Origin of the sequence: Streptomyces albireticuli (assembly GCF_002192455.1) — a bacterium.
GTDB lineage: Bacteria > Actinomycetota > Actinomycetes > Streptomycetales > Streptomycetaceae > Streptomyces > Streptomyces albireticuli_B.
The window spans coordinates 4,756,523-4,772,497 of record NZ_CP021744.1; the positions used below are offsets into that span (position 1 = coordinate 4,756,523).

14 protein-coding genes are annotated in these 15,975 nt (G+C 71.7%); 8 read left to right on the forward strand and 6 right to left on the reverse strand.

The window, feature by feature from the left end; all coding sequences use genetic code 11:
• Window positions 1–70: 70 nt before the first annotated feature.
• Window positions 71–1,609 carry a peptide MFS transporter gene (locus tag SMD11_RS20560; RefSeq protein WP_087927845.1) on the reverse strand — a complete coding sequence of 513 codons (1,539 nt, stop codon included), beginning with the start codon at window positions 1,607–1,609 and terminating at the stop codon, window positions 71–73.
• Window positions 1,610–2,072: 463 nt separating this feature from the next.
• Here SMD11_RS20560 and SMD11_RS20565 point away from each other — a divergent pair, with 463 nt between their 5' ends.
• Entirely contained in the window at window positions 2,073–2,753 is a 681-nt protein-coding gene (locus SMD11_RS20565; protein ID WP_087927846.1) for a response regulator transcription factor, read from the forward strand.
• Window positions 2,754–2,807: 54 nt separating this feature from the next.
• A complete protein-coding gene (locus SMD11_RS20570) occupies window positions 2,808–4,064 on the forward strand; it encodes an ATP-binding protein (RefSeq protein WP_087927847.1) in 1,257 nt (418 codons plus the stop codon).
• A 37-nt stretch (window positions 4,065–4,101) separates the two neighbouring features.
• On the opposite strand, the gene SMD11_RS20575 is transcribed toward SMD11_RS20570, so the two are convergent.
• Entirely contained in the window at window positions 4,102–4,608 is a 507-nt protein-coding gene (locus SMD11_RS20575) for a GtrA family protein (protein WP_087927848.1), read from the reverse strand.
• Between the two features lie 237 nt (window positions 4,609–4,845).
• On the opposite strand from SMD11_RS20575, the gene SMD11_RS20580 reads away from it, so the two are divergent.
• The 3 genes from SMD11_RS20580 to SMD11_RS20590 are packed head-to-tail and all read left to right on the forward strand — an operon-like array spanning window position 4,846 to window position 7,690.
• Window positions 4,846–5,964, forward strand: a complete 1,119-nt coding sequence (locus tag SMD11_RS20580) for a 5-(carboxyamino)imidazole ribonucleotide synthase (protein ID WP_234366433.1) — start codon at window positions 4,846–4,848, stop codon at window positions 5,962–5,964.
• Complete coding sequence (gene purE, locus SMD11_RS20585; RefSeq protein ID WP_087927850.1) at window positions 5,961–6,488, forward strand: 5-(carboxyamino)imidazole ribonucleotide mutase; 528 nt, start codon at window positions 5,961–5,963, stop codon at window positions 6,486–6,488. Before SMD11_RS20580 ends, purE begins: the two co-directional genes overlap by 4 nt.
• A gap of 5 nt (window positions 6,489–6,493) precedes the next feature.
• Window positions 6,494–7,690, forward strand: a complete 1,197-nt coding sequence (locus SMD11_RS20590) for a dipeptidase (protein WP_087930626.1) — start codon at window positions 6,494–6,496, stop codon at window positions 7,688–7,690.
• A 45-nt stretch (window positions 7,691–7,735) separates the two neighbouring features.
• Here SMD11_RS20590 and SMD11_RS20595 read toward each other — a convergent pair whose 3' ends face one another.
• Complete coding sequence (locus tag SMD11_RS20595; RefSeq protein WP_087927851.1) at window positions 7,736–8,116, reverse strand: VOC family protein; 381 nt, start codon at window positions 8,114–8,116, stop codon at window positions 7,736–7,738.
• A 79-nt stretch (window positions 8,117–8,195) separates the two neighbouring features.
• Window positions 8,196–9,536 carry a UDP-glucose dehydrogenase family protein gene (locus SMD11_RS20600; protein WP_087927852.1) on the reverse strand — a complete coding sequence of 447 codons (1,341 nt, stop codon included), beginning with the start codon at window positions 9,534–9,536 and terminating at the stop codon, window positions 8,196–8,198.
• A gap of 238 nt (window positions 9,537–9,774) precedes the next feature.
• On the opposite strand from SMD11_RS20600, the gene SMD11_RS20605 reads away from it, so the two are divergent.
• On the forward strand, window positions 9,775–10,935 hold the full coding sequence (locus SMD11_RS20605) for an acyl-CoA dehydrogenase (RefSeq protein WP_087927853.1): 1,161 nt from the start codon (window positions 9,775–9,777) through the stop codon (window positions 10,933–10,935).
• Between the two features lie 159 nt (window positions 10,936–11,094).
• Window positions 11,095–11,898: a VOC family protein gene (locus SMD11_RS20610; RefSeq protein WP_087930627.1), complete on the forward strand. Its 804-nt coding sequence runs from the start codon at window positions 11,095–11,097 to the stop codon at window positions 11,896–11,898.
• Here SMD11_RS20610 and SMD11_RS20615 read toward each other — a convergent pair whose 3' ends face one another.
• Window positions 11,899–13,191 (reverse strand): LCP family protein, encoded by a 1,293-nt coding sequence (locus tag SMD11_RS20615; protein WP_087927854.1) that lies wholly within the window; start codon window positions 13,189–13,191, stop codon window positions 11,899–11,901.
• A gap of 120 nt (window positions 13,192–13,311) precedes the next feature.
• On the opposite strand from SMD11_RS20615, the gene SMD11_RS20620 reads away from it, so the two are divergent.
• Entirely contained in the window at window positions 13,312–13,860 is a 549-nt protein-coding gene (locus SMD11_RS20620; RefSeq protein WP_087927855.1) for an acyl-CoA thioesterase, read from the forward strand.
• 395 nt (window positions 13,861–14,255) lie between these two features.
• Here SMD11_RS20620 and SMD11_RS20625 read toward each other — a convergent pair whose 3' ends face one another.
• Complete coding sequence (locus tag SMD11_RS20625; RefSeq protein ID WP_087927856.1) at window positions 14,256–15,758, reverse strand: LCP family protein; 1,503 nt, start codon at window positions 15,756–15,758, stop codon at window positions 14,256–14,258.
• Between the last annotated feature and the right edge of the window lie 217 nt (window positions 15,759–15,975).

The window sequence follows — 15,975 nt, forward strand, 5'->3', positions numbered from 1 at the left end:
AGCGGCCCCGATGAAAGCGCCCCCGGCGCGTCATCGCGCCGGGGGCACCCTCAACCGTTCCGCGACCGCGTCAGCGGACGTCGCCCATGAGGGCTTCGATCTTCTTGCGGTACATCCACACCGCGAAGGCCGCGAGGACCGCCGCGGTGGCCTGGCCGAGGATCACGCCGATGCCGTTGAGGTCGAGACCGCCGACCTCGCGCAGCAGGGTCGTGGTGCAGTTGCCCGCGGTGACCGCGAGGAACCAGACGCCCATCATCTGGCTGGCGTACTTCACCGGCGCCATCTTGGTGGTGAGCGACAGGCCGACCGGGGAGAGGCAGAGCTCACCGATGGTCTGGATCATGTAGATCATCACCAGCCACATGGGGCCGGCCTTCGAGCCCTCCGAGGCCGACGACATCGGGATCGCGAAGATGAAGAACGACGCGCCGATGAGGACCATGGCCACCGCGAACTTCACCGTGGAGCTCGGCTCGCTGCCGCGGCGGGCCAGCCACAGCCACAGCCAGGCGATGACCGGGGCGATGGTCATGACCCAGATGGGGTTGATCGACTGGAACAGCGTGGACGGGATCTGCCAGCCGAAGATGGTGTCCGAGGTCCGCTTCTCGGCGAAGGTCGACAGCGTCGAGCCCGCCTGCTCGAAGATCATCCAGAACACGGCGGCGGCGATGAAGAACCAGATGTAGCCGGTGACCTTGGTCTGCTCGTCCGAGGTCAGGTCCTTGTCGCGCTTGATGCGGATCAGGACCGCGGCCGGGATGGCCACGCCGAGCAGGGCGAGCGGGATGGTGGCCCACTTCTGCGTGAAGTGGCCGGTGCCCGCGACGACGCCGTAGAAGACGGCGGCGATGCCGAACCACAGCAGGGCCTTCATCAGGATGGACTTGCGCTCGTCCGCCGGCAGCGGCTTCGGGACGACGCTGCTCTCCGGGCTCAGGAGGCGGGTGCCCAGCAGGAAGATGATCAGGCCGAGGCCCATGCCGATCGCGGCGATCGCGAAGCCCAGGTGCCAGCTGACCGTCTGGCCGACGGTGCCGATGACGAGCGGCGCGAGGCCGGCGCCGAGGTTGACACCGATGTAGAAGATCGTGAAGCCACCGTTGCGGCGCGGGTCCTGCGGGCCGTCGTAGAGGTGGCCGACCATGGTGGAGATGTTGGACTTCAGCAGGCCGGAGCCGATCGCGACCAGCGCGAGGCCGATGAAGAAGGACGGCTTGCCGGGGACCGCCAGGCACAGGTGGCCGGCCATGATCACGGCCGCCGCGATGGTGACCGTCTTGCGCGGGCCCCAGATCCGGTCGCCGAACCAGCCGCCGGGCATGGCGAGCAGGTAGACCATGCCCACGTAGACGCCGTAGATGGCGACCGAGCTGGCCTCGGGCATCGCCAGACCGCCGCCCTGGCTGCCGGGCTTCGCGTCCGGGCCACCCGCGATCAGGTAGAGGACGAGGAGAGCGCGCATGCCGTAATAGCTGAAGCGCTCCCACATCTCCGTCAGGAAGAGGGGGGCCAGGCCGAGGGGGTGGCCGAAGAAGGTCATGCCGCCGGCGCTCGGAGAGGTCTTCTCCTGCTCGGCGGTTCCCTTCGTCAGGCTGGACGCCATGGTCGATCCTTGTGTGCTCGGGACGCGCGGTGGAGCTGCTGCGCGCCCGGGTGGGGGTTGGCCGGCACCGGACACCGCACCGTCCGCCCCCTACGCCCCAGGGGTTCGGCCCTTGTGAGGGCCGGCAGGTCGGCCGTGCACCGGGATCCACGCCCCCGCGCATCTTCGCGCGGCGGGCCCGGCCGCCAGGTCATTCACTGTGAAACAAGGCTGGGGGTCCAGCCCCGCGCACAACAGAGACCTTCGGTGCGAAAACCTGCCGAAGGTCCCTCGGTGGTGCTACAGACTTCCGGTAACCATACGTCACACACCGCCCGCAAAAGGAAGGAGTTGAGACATGGATCACAGGCCGATCCGGAACCATTCACACCCTTTCGAAGGTGAGTTCAGCCGAGGTGAAGTGTTGGTCCCGGTGGCGCCGACTGCACCTCTGACGTGGGCCCGAGCGGACTACCATCACCCCATGACCCGTGTACTGCTCGCCGAGGATGACGCGTCCATCTCGGAGCCTCTCGCGCGCGCGCTGCGCCGCGAAGGCTATGAGGTGGAGGTGCGCGAAGACGGTCCCGCGGCACTCGATGCCGGCCTCAAGGGCGGGGTGGACCTGCTCGTCCTCGACCTCGGGCTGCCCGGAATGGACGGCCTGGAGGTCTGCCGACGGCTGCGCACCGAGGGCCACGGCTTCCCCGTGCTGGTCCTCACCGCCCGCGCCGACGAGGTGGACACCGTCGTCGGCCTGGACGCCGGCGCCGACGACTACGTCACCAAGCCCTTCCGGCTCGCCGAGCTCCTGGCCCGGGTCCGGGCCCTGCTGCGGCGCGGCGCCGTCGAGTCCCACCAGCAGCCGGCCGCGACCCACGGCGTGCGCATCGACGTCGAGTCCCACCGCGCCTGGATGGGCGAGGAGGAACTCCAGCTCACGGCGAAGGAATTCGACCTGCTCCGGGTGCTGGTCCGGGACGCCGGCCGGGTCGTCACCCGCGACCAGCTGATGCGCGAGGTCTGGGACACCACCTGGTGGTCCTCCACCAAGACCCTCGACATGCACATCTCCTGGCTCCGCAAGAAGCTCGGGGACGACGCCGGGAACCCGCGTTACATCGCCACGGTCCGCGGCGTCGGATTCCGCTTCGAGAAGAGCTGAGCCGACGCAGCGGCCCGTCCGGGCTGCTCCTCGTACCACCGCCCGGAGGGCACCGTGCGCCGCCGACTGATCAACTCCACCCTCGCCGTCGTCCTCGTCGTGATCGCCGTCTTCGGCGTCTCGCTCGTCCTCGTCGAGACCCGGACGATCGAGAGCAGCGCGCGGGAGAGCGTGAAGTCCGAGGCCGTGCGCCTGGTCGCCATCGTCGACAGCCGGCTGCTCGGGCACGAGCGCGTGGAGTCCGGGGTGCTGCGCGAGCAGATCACGCAGGAGCGCTACGCCCGCATCGACATCCCGGGCCGCCCTTCCATCGAGGTCGGCACCCGCCCGGAGGGCGGGGTCATCGCGGCGACGGAGAAGGGCGAGCAGGGCGAGATCGTCCGGGTCGAGGAGTCCCGCTCCACGGTCAGCCGGGAGGTCGGCCGCACCCTGCTGGTGATCCTCGCGGTGGCCCTGCTGGCCGTCGTCGCGGCCGTCTTCCTGGCCGTGCGTCAGGCCAACCGGCTCACCGCGCCGCTCACCGACCTCGCCGAGACGGCCGAGCGCCTGGGCTCGGGCGACCCCCGGCCCCGCCACCGCCGCTACGGGGTGCCCGAGCTGGACCGGGTCGCGGACGTCCTGGACTCCAGCGCCGAGCGGATCGCCCGGATGCTCACCGCCGAGCGGCGGCTGGCCGCCGACGCCTCGCACCAGCTCCGCACCCCGCTGACGGCGCTCTCCATGCGGCTGGAGGAGATCACGCTCACCGACGAGCCGGAGACGGTCAAGGAGGAGGCGACGATCGCCCTCGCCCAGGTGGAGCGGCTCACCGACGTCGTCCAGCGGCTGCTGACGAACTCCCGTGACCCCAAGTCCAGCTCGGCCGTCACCTTCGACCTGGACGAGGTCATCAAGCAGCAGCTGGAGGAGTGGCGGCCCGCCACGCGCAGTGAGGGCCGGGCGCTGGTGCGCTCGGGCAAGCCGGGGCTGCGGGCCGTCGGCACCCCGGGCGCCGTCTCCCAGGTCCTCGCGACGCTCATCGAGAACTCCCTGATGCACGGGGACGGCACGGTGGCGCTGCGCACCCGGGTCACGGGCAACCAGGCGGTCGTGGAGGTCACCGACGAGGGCCCGGGGGTCCCCGCGGACCTGGGTGCCCGGGTCTTCGAGCGGACGGTCAGCGGCCGGAACTCCACGGGCCTCGGCCTCGCGGTCGCCCGCGACCTGGCGGAGGCGGACGGCGGCCGGCTGGAGCTCCTCCAGGCGAACCCGCCGGTGTTCGCGCTCTTCCTGAGCCGTGAGGCGGACGGCCACGGCGAAGGCGACGGCTGAGAGCCGCCGCCCGTACCTCCGGCGCCCCCGGGGACACCTACTTACGCGCCTCGGCCCGCTCCGGAGCCGTCGCCAGGAACGATTCAGCAGTCTCCACGGCCTCCCGCGCGGGCAGCGCCCGGAAGACCCAGGTCCGGTAGGACCAGAAGCGGAAGACCGTCCCTATGCCGAGCCCGACGACGTTCTTCGCGATGTTGTCCGCGAGCGACGAGGTCAGCCCGAAGCCGTAGTGCGAGAGCGCCAGGATGCCGTTCTCGATCACCAGGCCCGCCCCGCTGAAGAGCAGGAAGAGGGAGAGCTCGCGGCTGCGCCGGGAGCGGTCGCACTCGCGGTACGTCCAGTAGCGGTTGCCCACATAATTCGTGGCGATCGCGACGGCGGTGGCGATGACGCCCGAGCGCACCACCGCGAGCTGGAATCCGTGCACGCAGATGTTGAAGACGATGAGATTGACCACGAACCCCATGGCTCCGACCGCGCCGAATTTCGCGATCTCGCGGGCCAGCCGTTCCAGCCGGGATCGCACTGTGCGCCGTTGATTCATAACGATCGTCAGGCTCCGTCGGTGGGCGGTCGGGGAAAGTGTTCCGAGGGGTGAAGCGGCGTTCATGCTATCCAGCGACCCCGGCGGCCGATGGGCCGAGTCGGTGAACGCGAGACGAACGCGCGCGATATCGGCCATCACCGCACGGGACGTCTCTTCGGACGATCCTCCAAACGCGGTGCCCGGGTGGTTCGCGCGTACGGATACTCTGGGGGCGTGACGTTCCCGGTAGTCGGCATGGTCGGCGGCGGCCAGCTCGCCCGTATGACCCACGAGGCGGGCATCCCCCTCGGCATCAAGTTCAAGCTGCTCAGCGATACCCCGCAGGACTCGGCGGCCCAGGTCGTGAGCGAGGTCGTCATCGGCGACTATCGCGACCTGGAAACCCTTCGTGCTTTCGCACAAGGCTGCGATGTGATCACCTTCGATCACGAGCACGTTCCGACCGAGCACCTACGGGCCCTGGAGGCCGACGGCATCCCCGTCCGCCCCGGGCCCGACGCGTTGGTGCACGCCCAGGACAAGGGCGTGATGCGGGCGAAGCTCACGGAGATCGGAGTGCCCTGTCCACGGCACCGGATCGTGGCCGATCCGGCCGACGTGGTGCGCTTCGCGGAAGAGGGTGACGGATTCCCCGTCGTCCTCAAGACCGTGCGCGGCGGTTACGACGGCAAGGGCGTGTGGGTGGTCCGCGACGCCGAGGGCGCGCGGGAACCCTTCCGCGCCGGGGTGCCCGTCCTCGCCGAGGAGAAGGTCGACTTCGTCCGCGAGCTCGCGGCCAACGTCGTCCGCTCCCCGCACGGCCAGGCGGTCTCCTACCCCGTCGTGGAGTCCATCCAGGTCGACGGCGTGTGCGACACCGTGATCGCCCCCGCGCCCGGCCTCTCCGCGGAGCTCTCGGCGCACGCCCAGGAGCTCGCCCTGAAGGTGGCCAAGGAGCTGGGCGTGGTCGGACACCTCGCCGTGGAGCTCTTCGAGACCCGCGACGGCCGCGTCCTCGTCAACGAGCTGGCCATGCGCCCGCACAACTCCGGTCACTGGACCCAGGACGGCGCGATCACCTCGCAGTTCGCCAACCACGTCCGGGCCGTGCTGGATCTCCCGCTCGGCGACCCCCGCCCCCGGGCCCGGTGGACCGTCATGGCCAATGTGCTCGGCGGCGACTACCCGGACATGTATTCCGCGTACCTCCATTGCATGGCACGCGACCCGGGGCTGAAGATCCATATGTACGGCAAGGACGTGAAGCCCGGCCGCAAGGTCGGGCACGTCAACACCTACGGCGACGACCTGGCGGATGTGCGTGAGCGCGCGAGCCACGCCGCCGGATATCTGCGAGGAACGATCACCGAATGACCAGCTCCCCCCTCGTCGGCATCGTGATGGGCTCGGATTCCGACTGGCCCGTCATGGAGGCCGCCGCCAAGGCCCTGGACGAATTCGAGGTCCCTTACGAGGTCGACGTCGTCTCCGCGCACCGGATGCCGCGCGAGATGATCGCGTACGGCGAGGGGGCCGCGGGCCGCGGTCTCAAGGCGGTCATCGCCGGCGCCGGGGGAGCCGCCCACCTGCCCGGGATGCTCGCCTCCGTCACCCCGCTGCCGGTCATCGGCGTGCCCGTGCCGCTGAAGTACCTCGACGGCATGGACTCCCTGCTGTCCATCGTGCAGATGCCGGCCGGGGTGCCGGTCGCCACCGTCTCCGTCGCCGGTGCCCGCAACGCGGGCCTGCTCGCCGTCCGGATGCTCGCCGCGCACGACGCCGAGCTCCAGGAGCGGATGCGCCACTTCCAGGACGAGCTCAACGAGCAGGCGACCGAGAAGGGCCGCCGGCTGCGCGCCAAGGCCGGCGGCAACGACTCCTTCGGCTTCGGGAAGTGACCGCCGTGACCGCCGGGAACGCCCACCTCGCCCGCGCCCGGGAGCTCCTCGCCGCGCACCCCGTCGTCGACGGCCACAACGACCTCCCCTGGGCGCTGCGCGAGCAGGTCCGCTACGACCTCGACCGGCGCGACATCGCCACCGACCAGAGCGCCGACCTGCACACCGACCTGCCGCGGCTGCGCGAGGGCGGCGTCGGCGCGCAGTTCTGGTCCGTCTACGTCCGCACCGACATGGCCGGCGACGAGGCCGTCAGCGCCACGCTCGAACAGATCGACGTCGTACGGCAGCTCGTCGCCCGCCACCCCGCCGACCTCCGGCTCGCGTTCACCGCCGACGACATGGAGGCGGCGCGCGCCGAGGGCAGGATCGCCTCGCTGATGGGCGCCGAGGGCGGCCACAGCATCAACAACTCCCTCGCGACGCTGCGCGCCCTGCACCGGCTCGGCGTCCGCTACATGACGCTGACCCACAACGACAACATCGCGTGGGCGGACTCGGCGACCGACGAGCCGAGGGCGGGCGGGCTGACCCGCTTCGGCGAGGAGGTCGTCCGGGAGATGAACCGCACGGGCGTGCTCGTCGACCTCAGCCACGTCTCGGCCGGCACCATGCGGGACGCGCTGCGGGTCACCGAGGCGCCGGTGATCTTCTCGCACTCCTCCGCGCGCGCCGTCTGCGACCACCCGCGCAACATCCCCGACGACGTGCTCGCCGCGCTGCCCGCCAACGGCGGCGTGGCCATGGCCACCTTCGTGCCCAAGTTCATCCTGCCGGCCGCCATCGAGTGGACCCTGGCCGCGGACGAGAACATGCGCGCCAACGGCCTGCACCACCTGGACACCACGGCCGCGGGCATGGCCGTGCAGCGCGCCTTCGAGGCCGTCCGCCCGCGCCCGCTCGCCACGGCCGCGACGGTCGCCGACCACCTCGACCACATGCGCGAGGTCGCCGGCGTCGACCACATCGGCATCGGCGGCGACTACGACGGCACGGCCTTCACCCCGGCCGACCTCGCGGACGTCGCGGGCTACCCCCACTTGATCGCGGAGCTGCTGCGCCGCGGCTGGTCGGACGCCGACCTCGCCAAGCTCACCTGGAAGAACGCCGTGCGCGTGCTGCGCGACGCGGAGGACGTGGCGCGCGGGCTCCAGGCGAGCCGCGGCCCGTCGATCGCCACGATCGACCAGCTGGACGGCTGACCGGCCCGCCGGAGCGGAACGGCCGGAAAGAGCCGGCCGGACCGCTCAGGCGGTACGGATCAGGCAGAACGGGTGCCCCGCGGGGTCGGCGTAGACACGGAAGTCGCGCCGGCCCCCGTCGTCGTCCACGTCCAGCGGCTTCGCCCCGAGCTCCAGCACCCGCGCGTGCGACGACTCCATGTCCGTCACGTCGAGGTCGAGGTGGAGCTGCTGGGAGCCGCCGTCGGCGCGCGGCCACTCCGGCGGTACGAAGCCGGGGGCGCGCTGGAAGGCCAGCCGCGCGCCGTCCGGCAGATGGAGGTCCACCCAGTCGGCGTCCTCGGGGTCCTCCTCGATCCGGCCGCCGAGCACCTCGGCGTAGAACCGGGCGAGCCGGAGCGGCTCGGGGCAGTCGACGACGGTGGCCGTGATCTTCGCGAAGGACACGCTCTCTCCTCGGACGGTGCGGGTGGTGCGAGGGGGAAAGAATGAGGTCCCGGGGGTGCTTCCCCCGGGGTCCGCCGGGCTACGCCTGCGGCCGGCCCATCGCCCGGAAGGCCCAGCCGGCGGTCCGCCAGGCGGCCGCGTCCAGGGCGTTGCGGCCGTCCAGGATCCGGCGCGCGGCCACGACCTCGCCCAGCGCCGCCGGGTCCAGCTCGCGGAACTCCGCCCACTCGGTGAGGTGCAGCACCACCTGGGCGCCGCGGCACGCCTCCAGCGCGGTCGGCGCGTAGCCGAGCGTCGGGAAGAGGCTGCGGGCGTTGGCCATGCCCTTGGGGTCGTAGACCGTGACCTGGCCGCCCTGGAGGTGGATCTGCCCGGCGACGTTCAGCGCGGGGGAGTCCCGGACGTCGTCGGAGTCGGGCTTGAAGGTCGCGCCCAGGACGGCGACCCGCTGCCCGAGGAAGCTGCCGCCCAGGCTCTCGCGGGCCAGCTCGACCATGTGGCCGCGGCGGCGCATGTTGATGGAGTCGACCTCGCGGAGGAAGGTCAGCGCCTGGTCCACGCCCAGCTCGCCGGCGCGGGCCATGAAGGCGCGGATGTCCTTGGGCAGGCAGCCGCCGCCGAAGCCGATGCCGGCCCGCAGGAACTTCTTGCCGATCCGCTCGTCGTGGCCGATGGCCTCGGCCAGCTTCACCACGTCGCCGTCGGCCGCCTCGCACACCTCGGCCATGGCGTTGATGAAGGAGATCTTCGTGGCGAGGAAGGAGTTGGCGGCGGTCTTCACCAGCTCCGCCGTCGGGTAGTCCGTGACGACGAAGGGGGTGCCCTCGCCGATCGGGGTCGCGTAGACCTCGTGCAGCAGCTTCTCGCCGCGCTCGCCGGAGACGCCGACGACGATCCGGTCGGGGTGCAGGGTGTCCTGGACGGCGAAGCCCTCGCGCAGGAACTCGGGGTTCCAGGCGAGCTCGACCTCGTCGCCCGCCGGGGCGAGCTCGCGCAGCAGCGCCGCGAGCCGGGCCGCGCTGCCGACCGGCACGGTCGACTTGCCGACGACCAGCGCCGGGCGGTGCAGCACCCGGGCCAGCGAGGAGAAGGCGGCGTCGACGTAGGACATGTCGCAGGCGTACTCGCCGTGCTTCTGCGGGGTGTTCACACAGACGAAGTGGACGTCGCCGAACTCGCCGACCTCCTCCCAGGAGGTGGTGAAGCGCAGCCTGCCGGTCGAGCCCTCGATGCCGGCCACGTGGCGGCGCAGCAGCTCCTCCAGCCCGGGCTCGTACATGGGGACCTTGCCCCGGCCGAGCGTCTCGATCTTCTCGGGGACCACGTCGAGGCCCAGTACCTCGAAGCCGAGCTCGGCCATGGCCGCGGCATGGGTGGCGCCGAGGTATCCGGTGCCGATCACGGTGATCCTGGGGGCCATGCGTGCTCCATGTGCTGACGGGCTGGTGCGGTGCCCGAGCATAGTAGGGGCCCGGCAGGGGAAGGACCTGGGGAGACGCCATGAACATCGGGCGCCGTACCGGACGTGGTGCCGAGCGCGGTGCGCACTCGTGCGGACCGTCGTCGCGACGCTGTCGGCAAGCTCACGTATCCCTGCCCGGAAGCCGCCCCCTAGAATCGAGTTACTAAACGGTAGTTAACTCTCAGGGGAGTACGCCTTGGCGGGATCAAAGGACTTCGACCTGTACCGGCCGGCCGAGGAGCACGACGAGCTCCGCAAGGTCGTGCGCCAGCTCGCCGAGGCGAAGATCGCCCCGTTCGCCACCGAGGTCGACGAGCAGGCCCGCTTCCCGCAGGAGGCGCTGGACGCCCTGGTGGCCTCGGACCTGCACGCCGTGCACGTCCCCGAGGAGTTCGGCGGCGCCGGCGCCGACGCCCTGGCCACCGTGATCGTCATCGAGGAGGTCGCCCGCGTCTGCGCCTCGTCCTCCCTGATCCCCGCGGTCAACAAGCTCGGCTCGCTGCCGGTGATCCTCTCCGGCTCGGACGAGCTGAAGAAGCGCTACCTGGGCCCGCTCGCCAAGGGCGACGCGATGTTCTCGTACTGCCTGAGCGAGCCCGACGCGGGCTCCGACGCGGCCGGCATGAAGACCAAGGCCGTGCGCGACGGCGACCACTGGATCCTCAATGGCGTGAAGCGCTGGATCACCAACGCCGGCGTCAGCGAGTACTACACGGTGATGGCCGTCACCGACCCCGAGAAGCGCTCCAAGGGCATCTCCGCCTTCGTCGTGGAGAAGTCCGACGAGGGCGTCTCCTTCGGTGCCCCGGAGAAGAAGCTCGGCATCAAGGGCTCCCCGACCCGCGAGGTCTACCTCGACAACGTCCGCATCCCCGCGGACCGCATGATCGGCGAGGAGGGCACCGGCTTCGCCACGGCGATGAAGACCCTGGACCACACCCGCATCACCATCGCGGCCCAGGCCCTCGGCATCGCCCAGGGCGCCCTCGACTACGCCAAGGGCTACGTCCAGGAGCGCAAGCAGTTCGGCAAGCCGATCGGCGACTTCCAGGGCGTCCAGTTCATGCTCGCCGACATGGCCATGAAGATCGAGGCCGCCCGCCAGCTGACCTACGCGGCCGCCGCCAAGTCCGAGCGCGGTGACAGCGACCTCACCTTCCAGGGCGCGGCGGCGAAGTGCTTCGCCTCCGACGTGGCCATGGAGGTCACGGTGGACGCCGTCCAGCTCCTCGGCGGCTACGGCTACACCCGTGACTACCCGGTCGAGCGCATGATGCGCGACGCCAAGATCACGCAGATTTATGAAGGCACGAATCAGGTCCAGCGCATCGTGATGGCGAGGAACCTGCCGAAGTAGCCCCGGGCACGCGCCCGTGCGGCGCGCGAGCGGGAAGGCCCCCCGGCACCCTGCCGGGGGGCCTTTCGCGCCCGTACGGGCCAATACCCCTGGCGGCGCCGCGGCCGCGCGCCGAAGCTGCGGGTGGAGGACGCCCGTACCGCCATGGAGGCCCCGCTCATGCCCGACGTCACCGGTCCGTACCCACCCGGCACCCCCTGCTGGGTCGACCTGATGGTCCCCGACCAGCAGGCCGCCCTCGACTTCTACCGCGACCTGTTCGGCTGGCAGGGCGAGGCCGGGCCGCCCGAGACCGGCGGGTACGCGATCTGCGCCAAGGACGGCAAGCCCGTGGCGGGCATCATGACGGCGATGAACCCGGACGGCAGCACGCCCGACCCGGCGCCGCCGAGCGTGTGGACCACCTATCTGGCCACCGACGACCTGGACGCCACCGAGCGGCAGATCACCGGCAACGGCGGCAAGCTCATGATGCACGGGACGGACGTGCTCACCCTCGGCCGGATGGCGGTCGCCGAGGACCCCACGGGCGCGGTCTTCGGCCTCTGGCAGGCCAAGGACTTCACGGGCGCGAAGGTCGTCAACGAACCCGGCTCGTTCATCTGGAACGAGCTCAACACCAACGACACGGCCACCGCCTCGGGCTTCTACGCCACCGCGCTCGGCCTCAAGGCGGCCCCGATGGACGGCGCGCCCGGCTACTTCTCGCTGACCGCGGGCGACCGGACGGTGGGCGGGATGCAGGCGCTCGGCGTGCTGCCCGCCCCGCCCGACGGACCGTCGCACTGGCTGACCTATTTCTCGGTCGACGACACGGACAGCACGGTCGACGCGGTGATCCGGGCCGGCGGCTCGGTGATCAAGCCGCCGTTCGACATGGTCGCCGGGCGGATGGCCGTGGTCCAGGACCCGCAGGGCGGTGCCTTCGCCCTGATCGACGCCAGCACCACCGAGGCCCCGTGATCACTCGGCGGTGACCTTCTGGTCCTTCTTGAGCTGGTCGAAGAGCTGCTTGGCCTTGGCCGTGTCCCACTTCACGGCGACGCCGTCGCTGCGCGTCGGGAAGTTCGCGGACGCGATCGGCACTGTCAGCTGCTTGCCGTCGCCGCCCGTCACGCCCTTCATCGCCCAGAACATCGACGTCAGGTCGAACAGCCCCATGTCCTTGTCGACGATGAGCGTGTCCAGCCCGGAGCCGATCACGGGGTAGAGGCGGAACGGGTTGAGGACCGTGCTCGGCGAGGCGGCCTGCTTCGCGAGGGTGTTCAGGAACTTCTGCTGGTTGCGCATCCGGCCCAGGTCCTGGTCGGCCTCCTGGTGGCGCTGGCGCACGAAGGCCAGCGACTGGGCACCGTCCAGCTCCTGGCAGCCCGCCTTGAAGTCCGCGCCGGAGTCCCGGTCCTTCAGCGGCTTGTCCAGGCACATCTCCACGCCGCCCAGCGCGTCGACCAGATTGCGGAAGCCGCCGAAGCCGATCTCCGCGTAGTGGTCGATGCGCAGCCCGGTGTTGAACTCGATGGTCTGCGCGAGCAGCTCCGGCCCGCCGTCGGCGTAGGCCTGGTTGAGCTTGTGCGTCGAGGCGGGGAACTTCTTGCCCGACTCCTTGCCGGTGAAGGCGGGGATCGTGACGTACGAGTCGCGGGGCAGGCTCAGCATCGTGGTGCCGTTGTCACCGGTGTGCAGGATCATCATCGAGTCGGTGCGCTTGCCGTCCGCCGACCCGGTGTGCAGCTGCTTCTTGTCCTCGTCGGACAGGCCCTCGCGGCTGTCGGAACCCACGATCAGATAGTTGGTGCCCTCGCCCGCCGCCGGCCGGTCCTGGACCTTGCCCAGGTCGACCTCGCGGCGCAGCTTGGAGTCGGCCCAGAAGTACGTGCCGACGGAGACGGCCAGCAGCACCACCACGAAGGCGGTCAGGCCGACCGTGATCCGCTTGCGCCAGTTCGGCGGGGTGGTGCGCGGCGCGCCACCGCGCGGGCCCCGGCCGCCGTGCCCGCCGTGGCCGCCGCGCCCCGGGCCGGCCGGGCCGCCGGGACCGTAGACCTGTCCGGTGTTGTAGCCGTCGTCCCGGCGCCCGCCGGAGGCGTGGTCCGTGACCGCCGGGCCCTCGTCGTAGCCCGGTGCCGGCTGGTACTGGCGGGGTGGCGCCGTGCGCCGCACATGGGGCATGGCGCGGGCGCCCTCGGGCTCGGCATTCGTACTGCCGCGCCCGTACCGGCCCCGCTCGTCGGTCCGCCCATCCGGCCAATCGCTCATGTAACGCAGTGTGCCCCGGGTACCCGGGCGACCGGCAGGGCGACCACATGATCGGGGCAGGGCTGTTGCAGAGCTGATGCAGAACGGCCCTCGGGCGACGGGCGGCATACAGTGGTGGACATGACCATTCAGGACCGGAATCCGGAGACGGACATACCCGGCAAGACGACGTCGGCCTCGCGCACGACGCTGTCCCACATCATGACCGGCAGCGACACCAATCTGCTGGGCACCGTCCACGGCGGCGTGATCATGAAGCTGGTGGACGACGTCGCCGGCGCGGTCGCCGGCCGGCACTCCGGCGGCCCCGCGGTCACCGCGTCCATGGACGAGATGGCCTTCCTGGAGCCGGTCCGCGTCGGGGACCTCGTCCATGTGAAGGCCCAGGTGAACTGGACCGGCCGGTCCTCCATGGAGGTCGGCGTCCGGGTGCTCGCCGAGCGGTGGAACGAGTCGACGCCCGCCGTCCAGGTCGGCAGCGCGTACCTGGTCTTCGCCGCGGTCGACGCCGACGGCAAGCCGCGGCGCGTCCCGCCGGTCCTCCCGGAGACGGAGCGGGACCGCAGGCGCTACCAGGAGGCGCAGATCCGCCGCACGCACCGGCTGGCGCGCCGCCGGGCCATCATGGAGCTCCGCGAGAAGCGGGCCGCGGACGGTATCGAGGATTGACCGTCCACGGTCTTCGGGGCTCGCGCCCCGGGCCGCCCTTCCGCGCCACCGCGCGGTGTCCTCAAACGCCGGACGGGCTGGATTCCGCCCGGGCCGGCCTTTGCCGCCGGGGCCGGGGTCCGGATCTTGCCCGGGCCGGCCTTTTGCCGGCGGGCTGAGGGGCTGGATGTGCCCGGGTCGGCTTTCACCGGCGGGCTGAGGGGCTGGATGTGCCCGGGTCGGCTCCTACCGGCGGGGCTGGGGGCCGATTCCGCCCGTCCCGGTCTTCACCGGCCGGGCCGGCGTGCTGGATTTCGCTCAGGCCTGCCTGCGCCGACAGGTCCGGAGACCGGATTCCAGCCCGTCCGGCGCTTGAGGACATTCGGGAAGGGGCGGGGAGGGGAAAACTCCCCCCGCTACACCCCCGCCGCTCCCAGCGGCCCCTCCGGGCAGATCACCTGGTCGCCCGTGACCGCCGCCGCCCCCCGCCGCTTCGGGACCGGCACAATCACCCGCACCGCCCGCACCTCCTTGAAGTCCAGCCCCAGCGTCACCTTCATCACCGGCCCCTGCCGCGGCACCGGCCGCAGCTCCGCGCCCGGCAGCGCCGCCGCCAGGGTGCGCACCGAGCGGTCCCAGCGCGGGTCGTAGGCGATCACCGTGCGCCGCTGCGGTACCGGCACCCGCGCGTCCGCCGGCAGGCCCGTCGTGCTGAAACCGGTCGTGCGCAGGTCCCGGTCGGTGGCGCGGGCCAGGCCGTGGCGGCCGCTGCCGTTGTAGACCTGCACCCGGACCTTCTGCGGCGCCACCTCGACCGGCGCCGGCGGCCCCGCCAGCCGGCGCGGCGCCTTGGCGTCGTGCGCCCGGCGGTTCTGCTCGGTGAGCGGCCGGTCGTCGCGCAGGGCCTGGAAGAGCTTGCCGGCCGCAGCCTCGTCCCACTTCACGGTCGAGCCGATGCGCGGCACCGGGAAGTCCGCGACCCCCACCGGCACCGAGACGAACTCCGCGGAGGAGGGCGTGAGGTTGCGCATCGCCCGGCCCAGCCCGACCAGCTCGTCCCCGCCGAAGCCCCGGTCGGCGCGGACGGAGCCCAGCAGCGTGGCGGAGACCTCCTGGAACTTCACCGGGTTCAGCAGCACCCCGCTGCTCGTCGCCTGGTGCAGGAGCGAGGCGAGGAAGCGCTGCTGCCGCTGCATCCGGCCCAGGTCGGCGGCGCCGTCGAGATGCCGGGAGCGTACGTACTGGAGCGCCTGCCCGCCGTCCAGGTCGCTGGGCCCCGCCGGCAGGTCCAGCCCGCTGTAGCGGTCCCGGAGCGGCTTGGCCGAGCACACCCGCACCCCGCCCAGCACGTCGACGGTCCGCATGAAGCTCACGAAGTCGACCTCCAGATAGTGGTCGACGTGCACGCCGGTCAGGTGCTCCACCGTCCGTACGGTCAGGCTGGGCCCGCCCTCGGCGTAGGCGGCGTTGAGCTTCTGCGGGTGGGCCGGGCGCCTGCGGCCGGCCTCGTCGGTGTGCTCGGGGATCATCGCGTAGGTGTCGCGGGGCAGGCTGACCACGGTCGCCCGGTCCCGTTCGGCGGAGAGGTGGACGAGCATCAGCGTGTCCGTGCAGTGACAGGGCGCGCCGCCCAGGTGGTAGCGGTCCCGCTGGGCCCGGCTGATCCGCTCCCGGCCGTCCGTGCCCACCAGCAGCACGTTCATCCCCTGGCGGGTCTCGGGCGGCCGGTCGACCAGCCCGCGGAAGGCGTCCACCCGGTCGATCCGGCTGTCGATCCCGCTGACCACGGCGTGCCCGATGCCCCCCGCCCCCAGCACCGCCAGCGCGGCCAGCGAGGTGATCCGCAGCCCCCAGCGGGGGCGGCGGGGGGCGCCGTGGCGGGCCCGGTGCGAGCGCGGGTTGCGGGCCGGTGCGGTCATGGGGACCTCCGCGACGGACGGGACCAGGACGGGGCCGGGCCCGGAAGGGCCAGGGAGCGGTCACGGTATGCCCATACGATCTACGGACCGCGCCCCCACGCCGTTCGGGTCACGCCTGCCACCCGGCCGGGAGCGTCGGCTTCCGCCATTGGCGGTAACGTGACCGACGAGTCCGCCGCCCCCCGCCCGTCCGGTGAGTGACCCCCGTACCCCCGAG

What these genes read in the sequence shown, in the direction of transcription:
- SMD11_RS20625 (WP_087927856.1), bottom strand. Translation starts at nt 15,758, where the DNA reads ATGACCGCACCGGCCCGCAACCCGCGCTCGCACCGGGCCCGCCACGGC.
- purE (WP_087927850.1), top strand. Translation starts at nt 5,961, where the DNA reads ATGACCAGCTCCCCCCTCGTCGGCATCGTGATGGGCTCGGATTCCGAC.
- SMD11_RS20575 (WP_087927848.1), bottom strand. Translation starts at nt 4,608, where the DNA reads ATGAATCAACGGCGCACAGTGCGATCCCGGCTGGAACGGCTGGCCCGC.
- SMD11_RS20565 (WP_087927846.1), top strand. Translation starts at nt 2,073, where the DNA reads ATGACCCGTGTACTGCTCGCCGAGGATGACGCGTCCATCTCGGAGCCT.
- SMD11_RS20580 (WP_234366433.1), top strand. Translation starts at nt 4,846, where the DNA reads ATGGTCGGCGGCGGCCAGCTCGCCCGTATGACCCACGAGGCGGGCATC.
- SMD11_RS20560 (WP_087927845.1), bottom strand. Translation starts at nt 1,609, where the DNA reads ATGGCGTCCAGCCTGACGAAGGGAACCGCCGAGCAGGAGAAGACCTCT.
- SMD11_RS20620 (WP_087927855.1), top strand. Translation starts at nt 13,312, where the DNA reads ATGACCATTCAGGACCGGAATCCGGAGACGGACATACCCGGCAAGACG.
- SMD11_RS20600 (WP_087927852.1), bottom strand. Translation starts at nt 9,536, where the DNA reads ATGGCCCCCAGGATCACCGTGATCGGCACCGGATACCTCGGCGCCACC.
- SMD11_RS20610 (WP_087930627.1), top strand. Translation starts at nt 11,095, where the DNA reads ATGCCCGACGTCACCGGTCCGTACCCACCCGGCACCCCCTGCTGGGTC.
- SMD11_RS20615 (WP_087927854.1), bottom strand. Translation starts at nt 13,191, where the DNA reads ATGAGCGATTGGCCGGATGGGCGGACCGACGAGCGGGGCCGGTACGGG.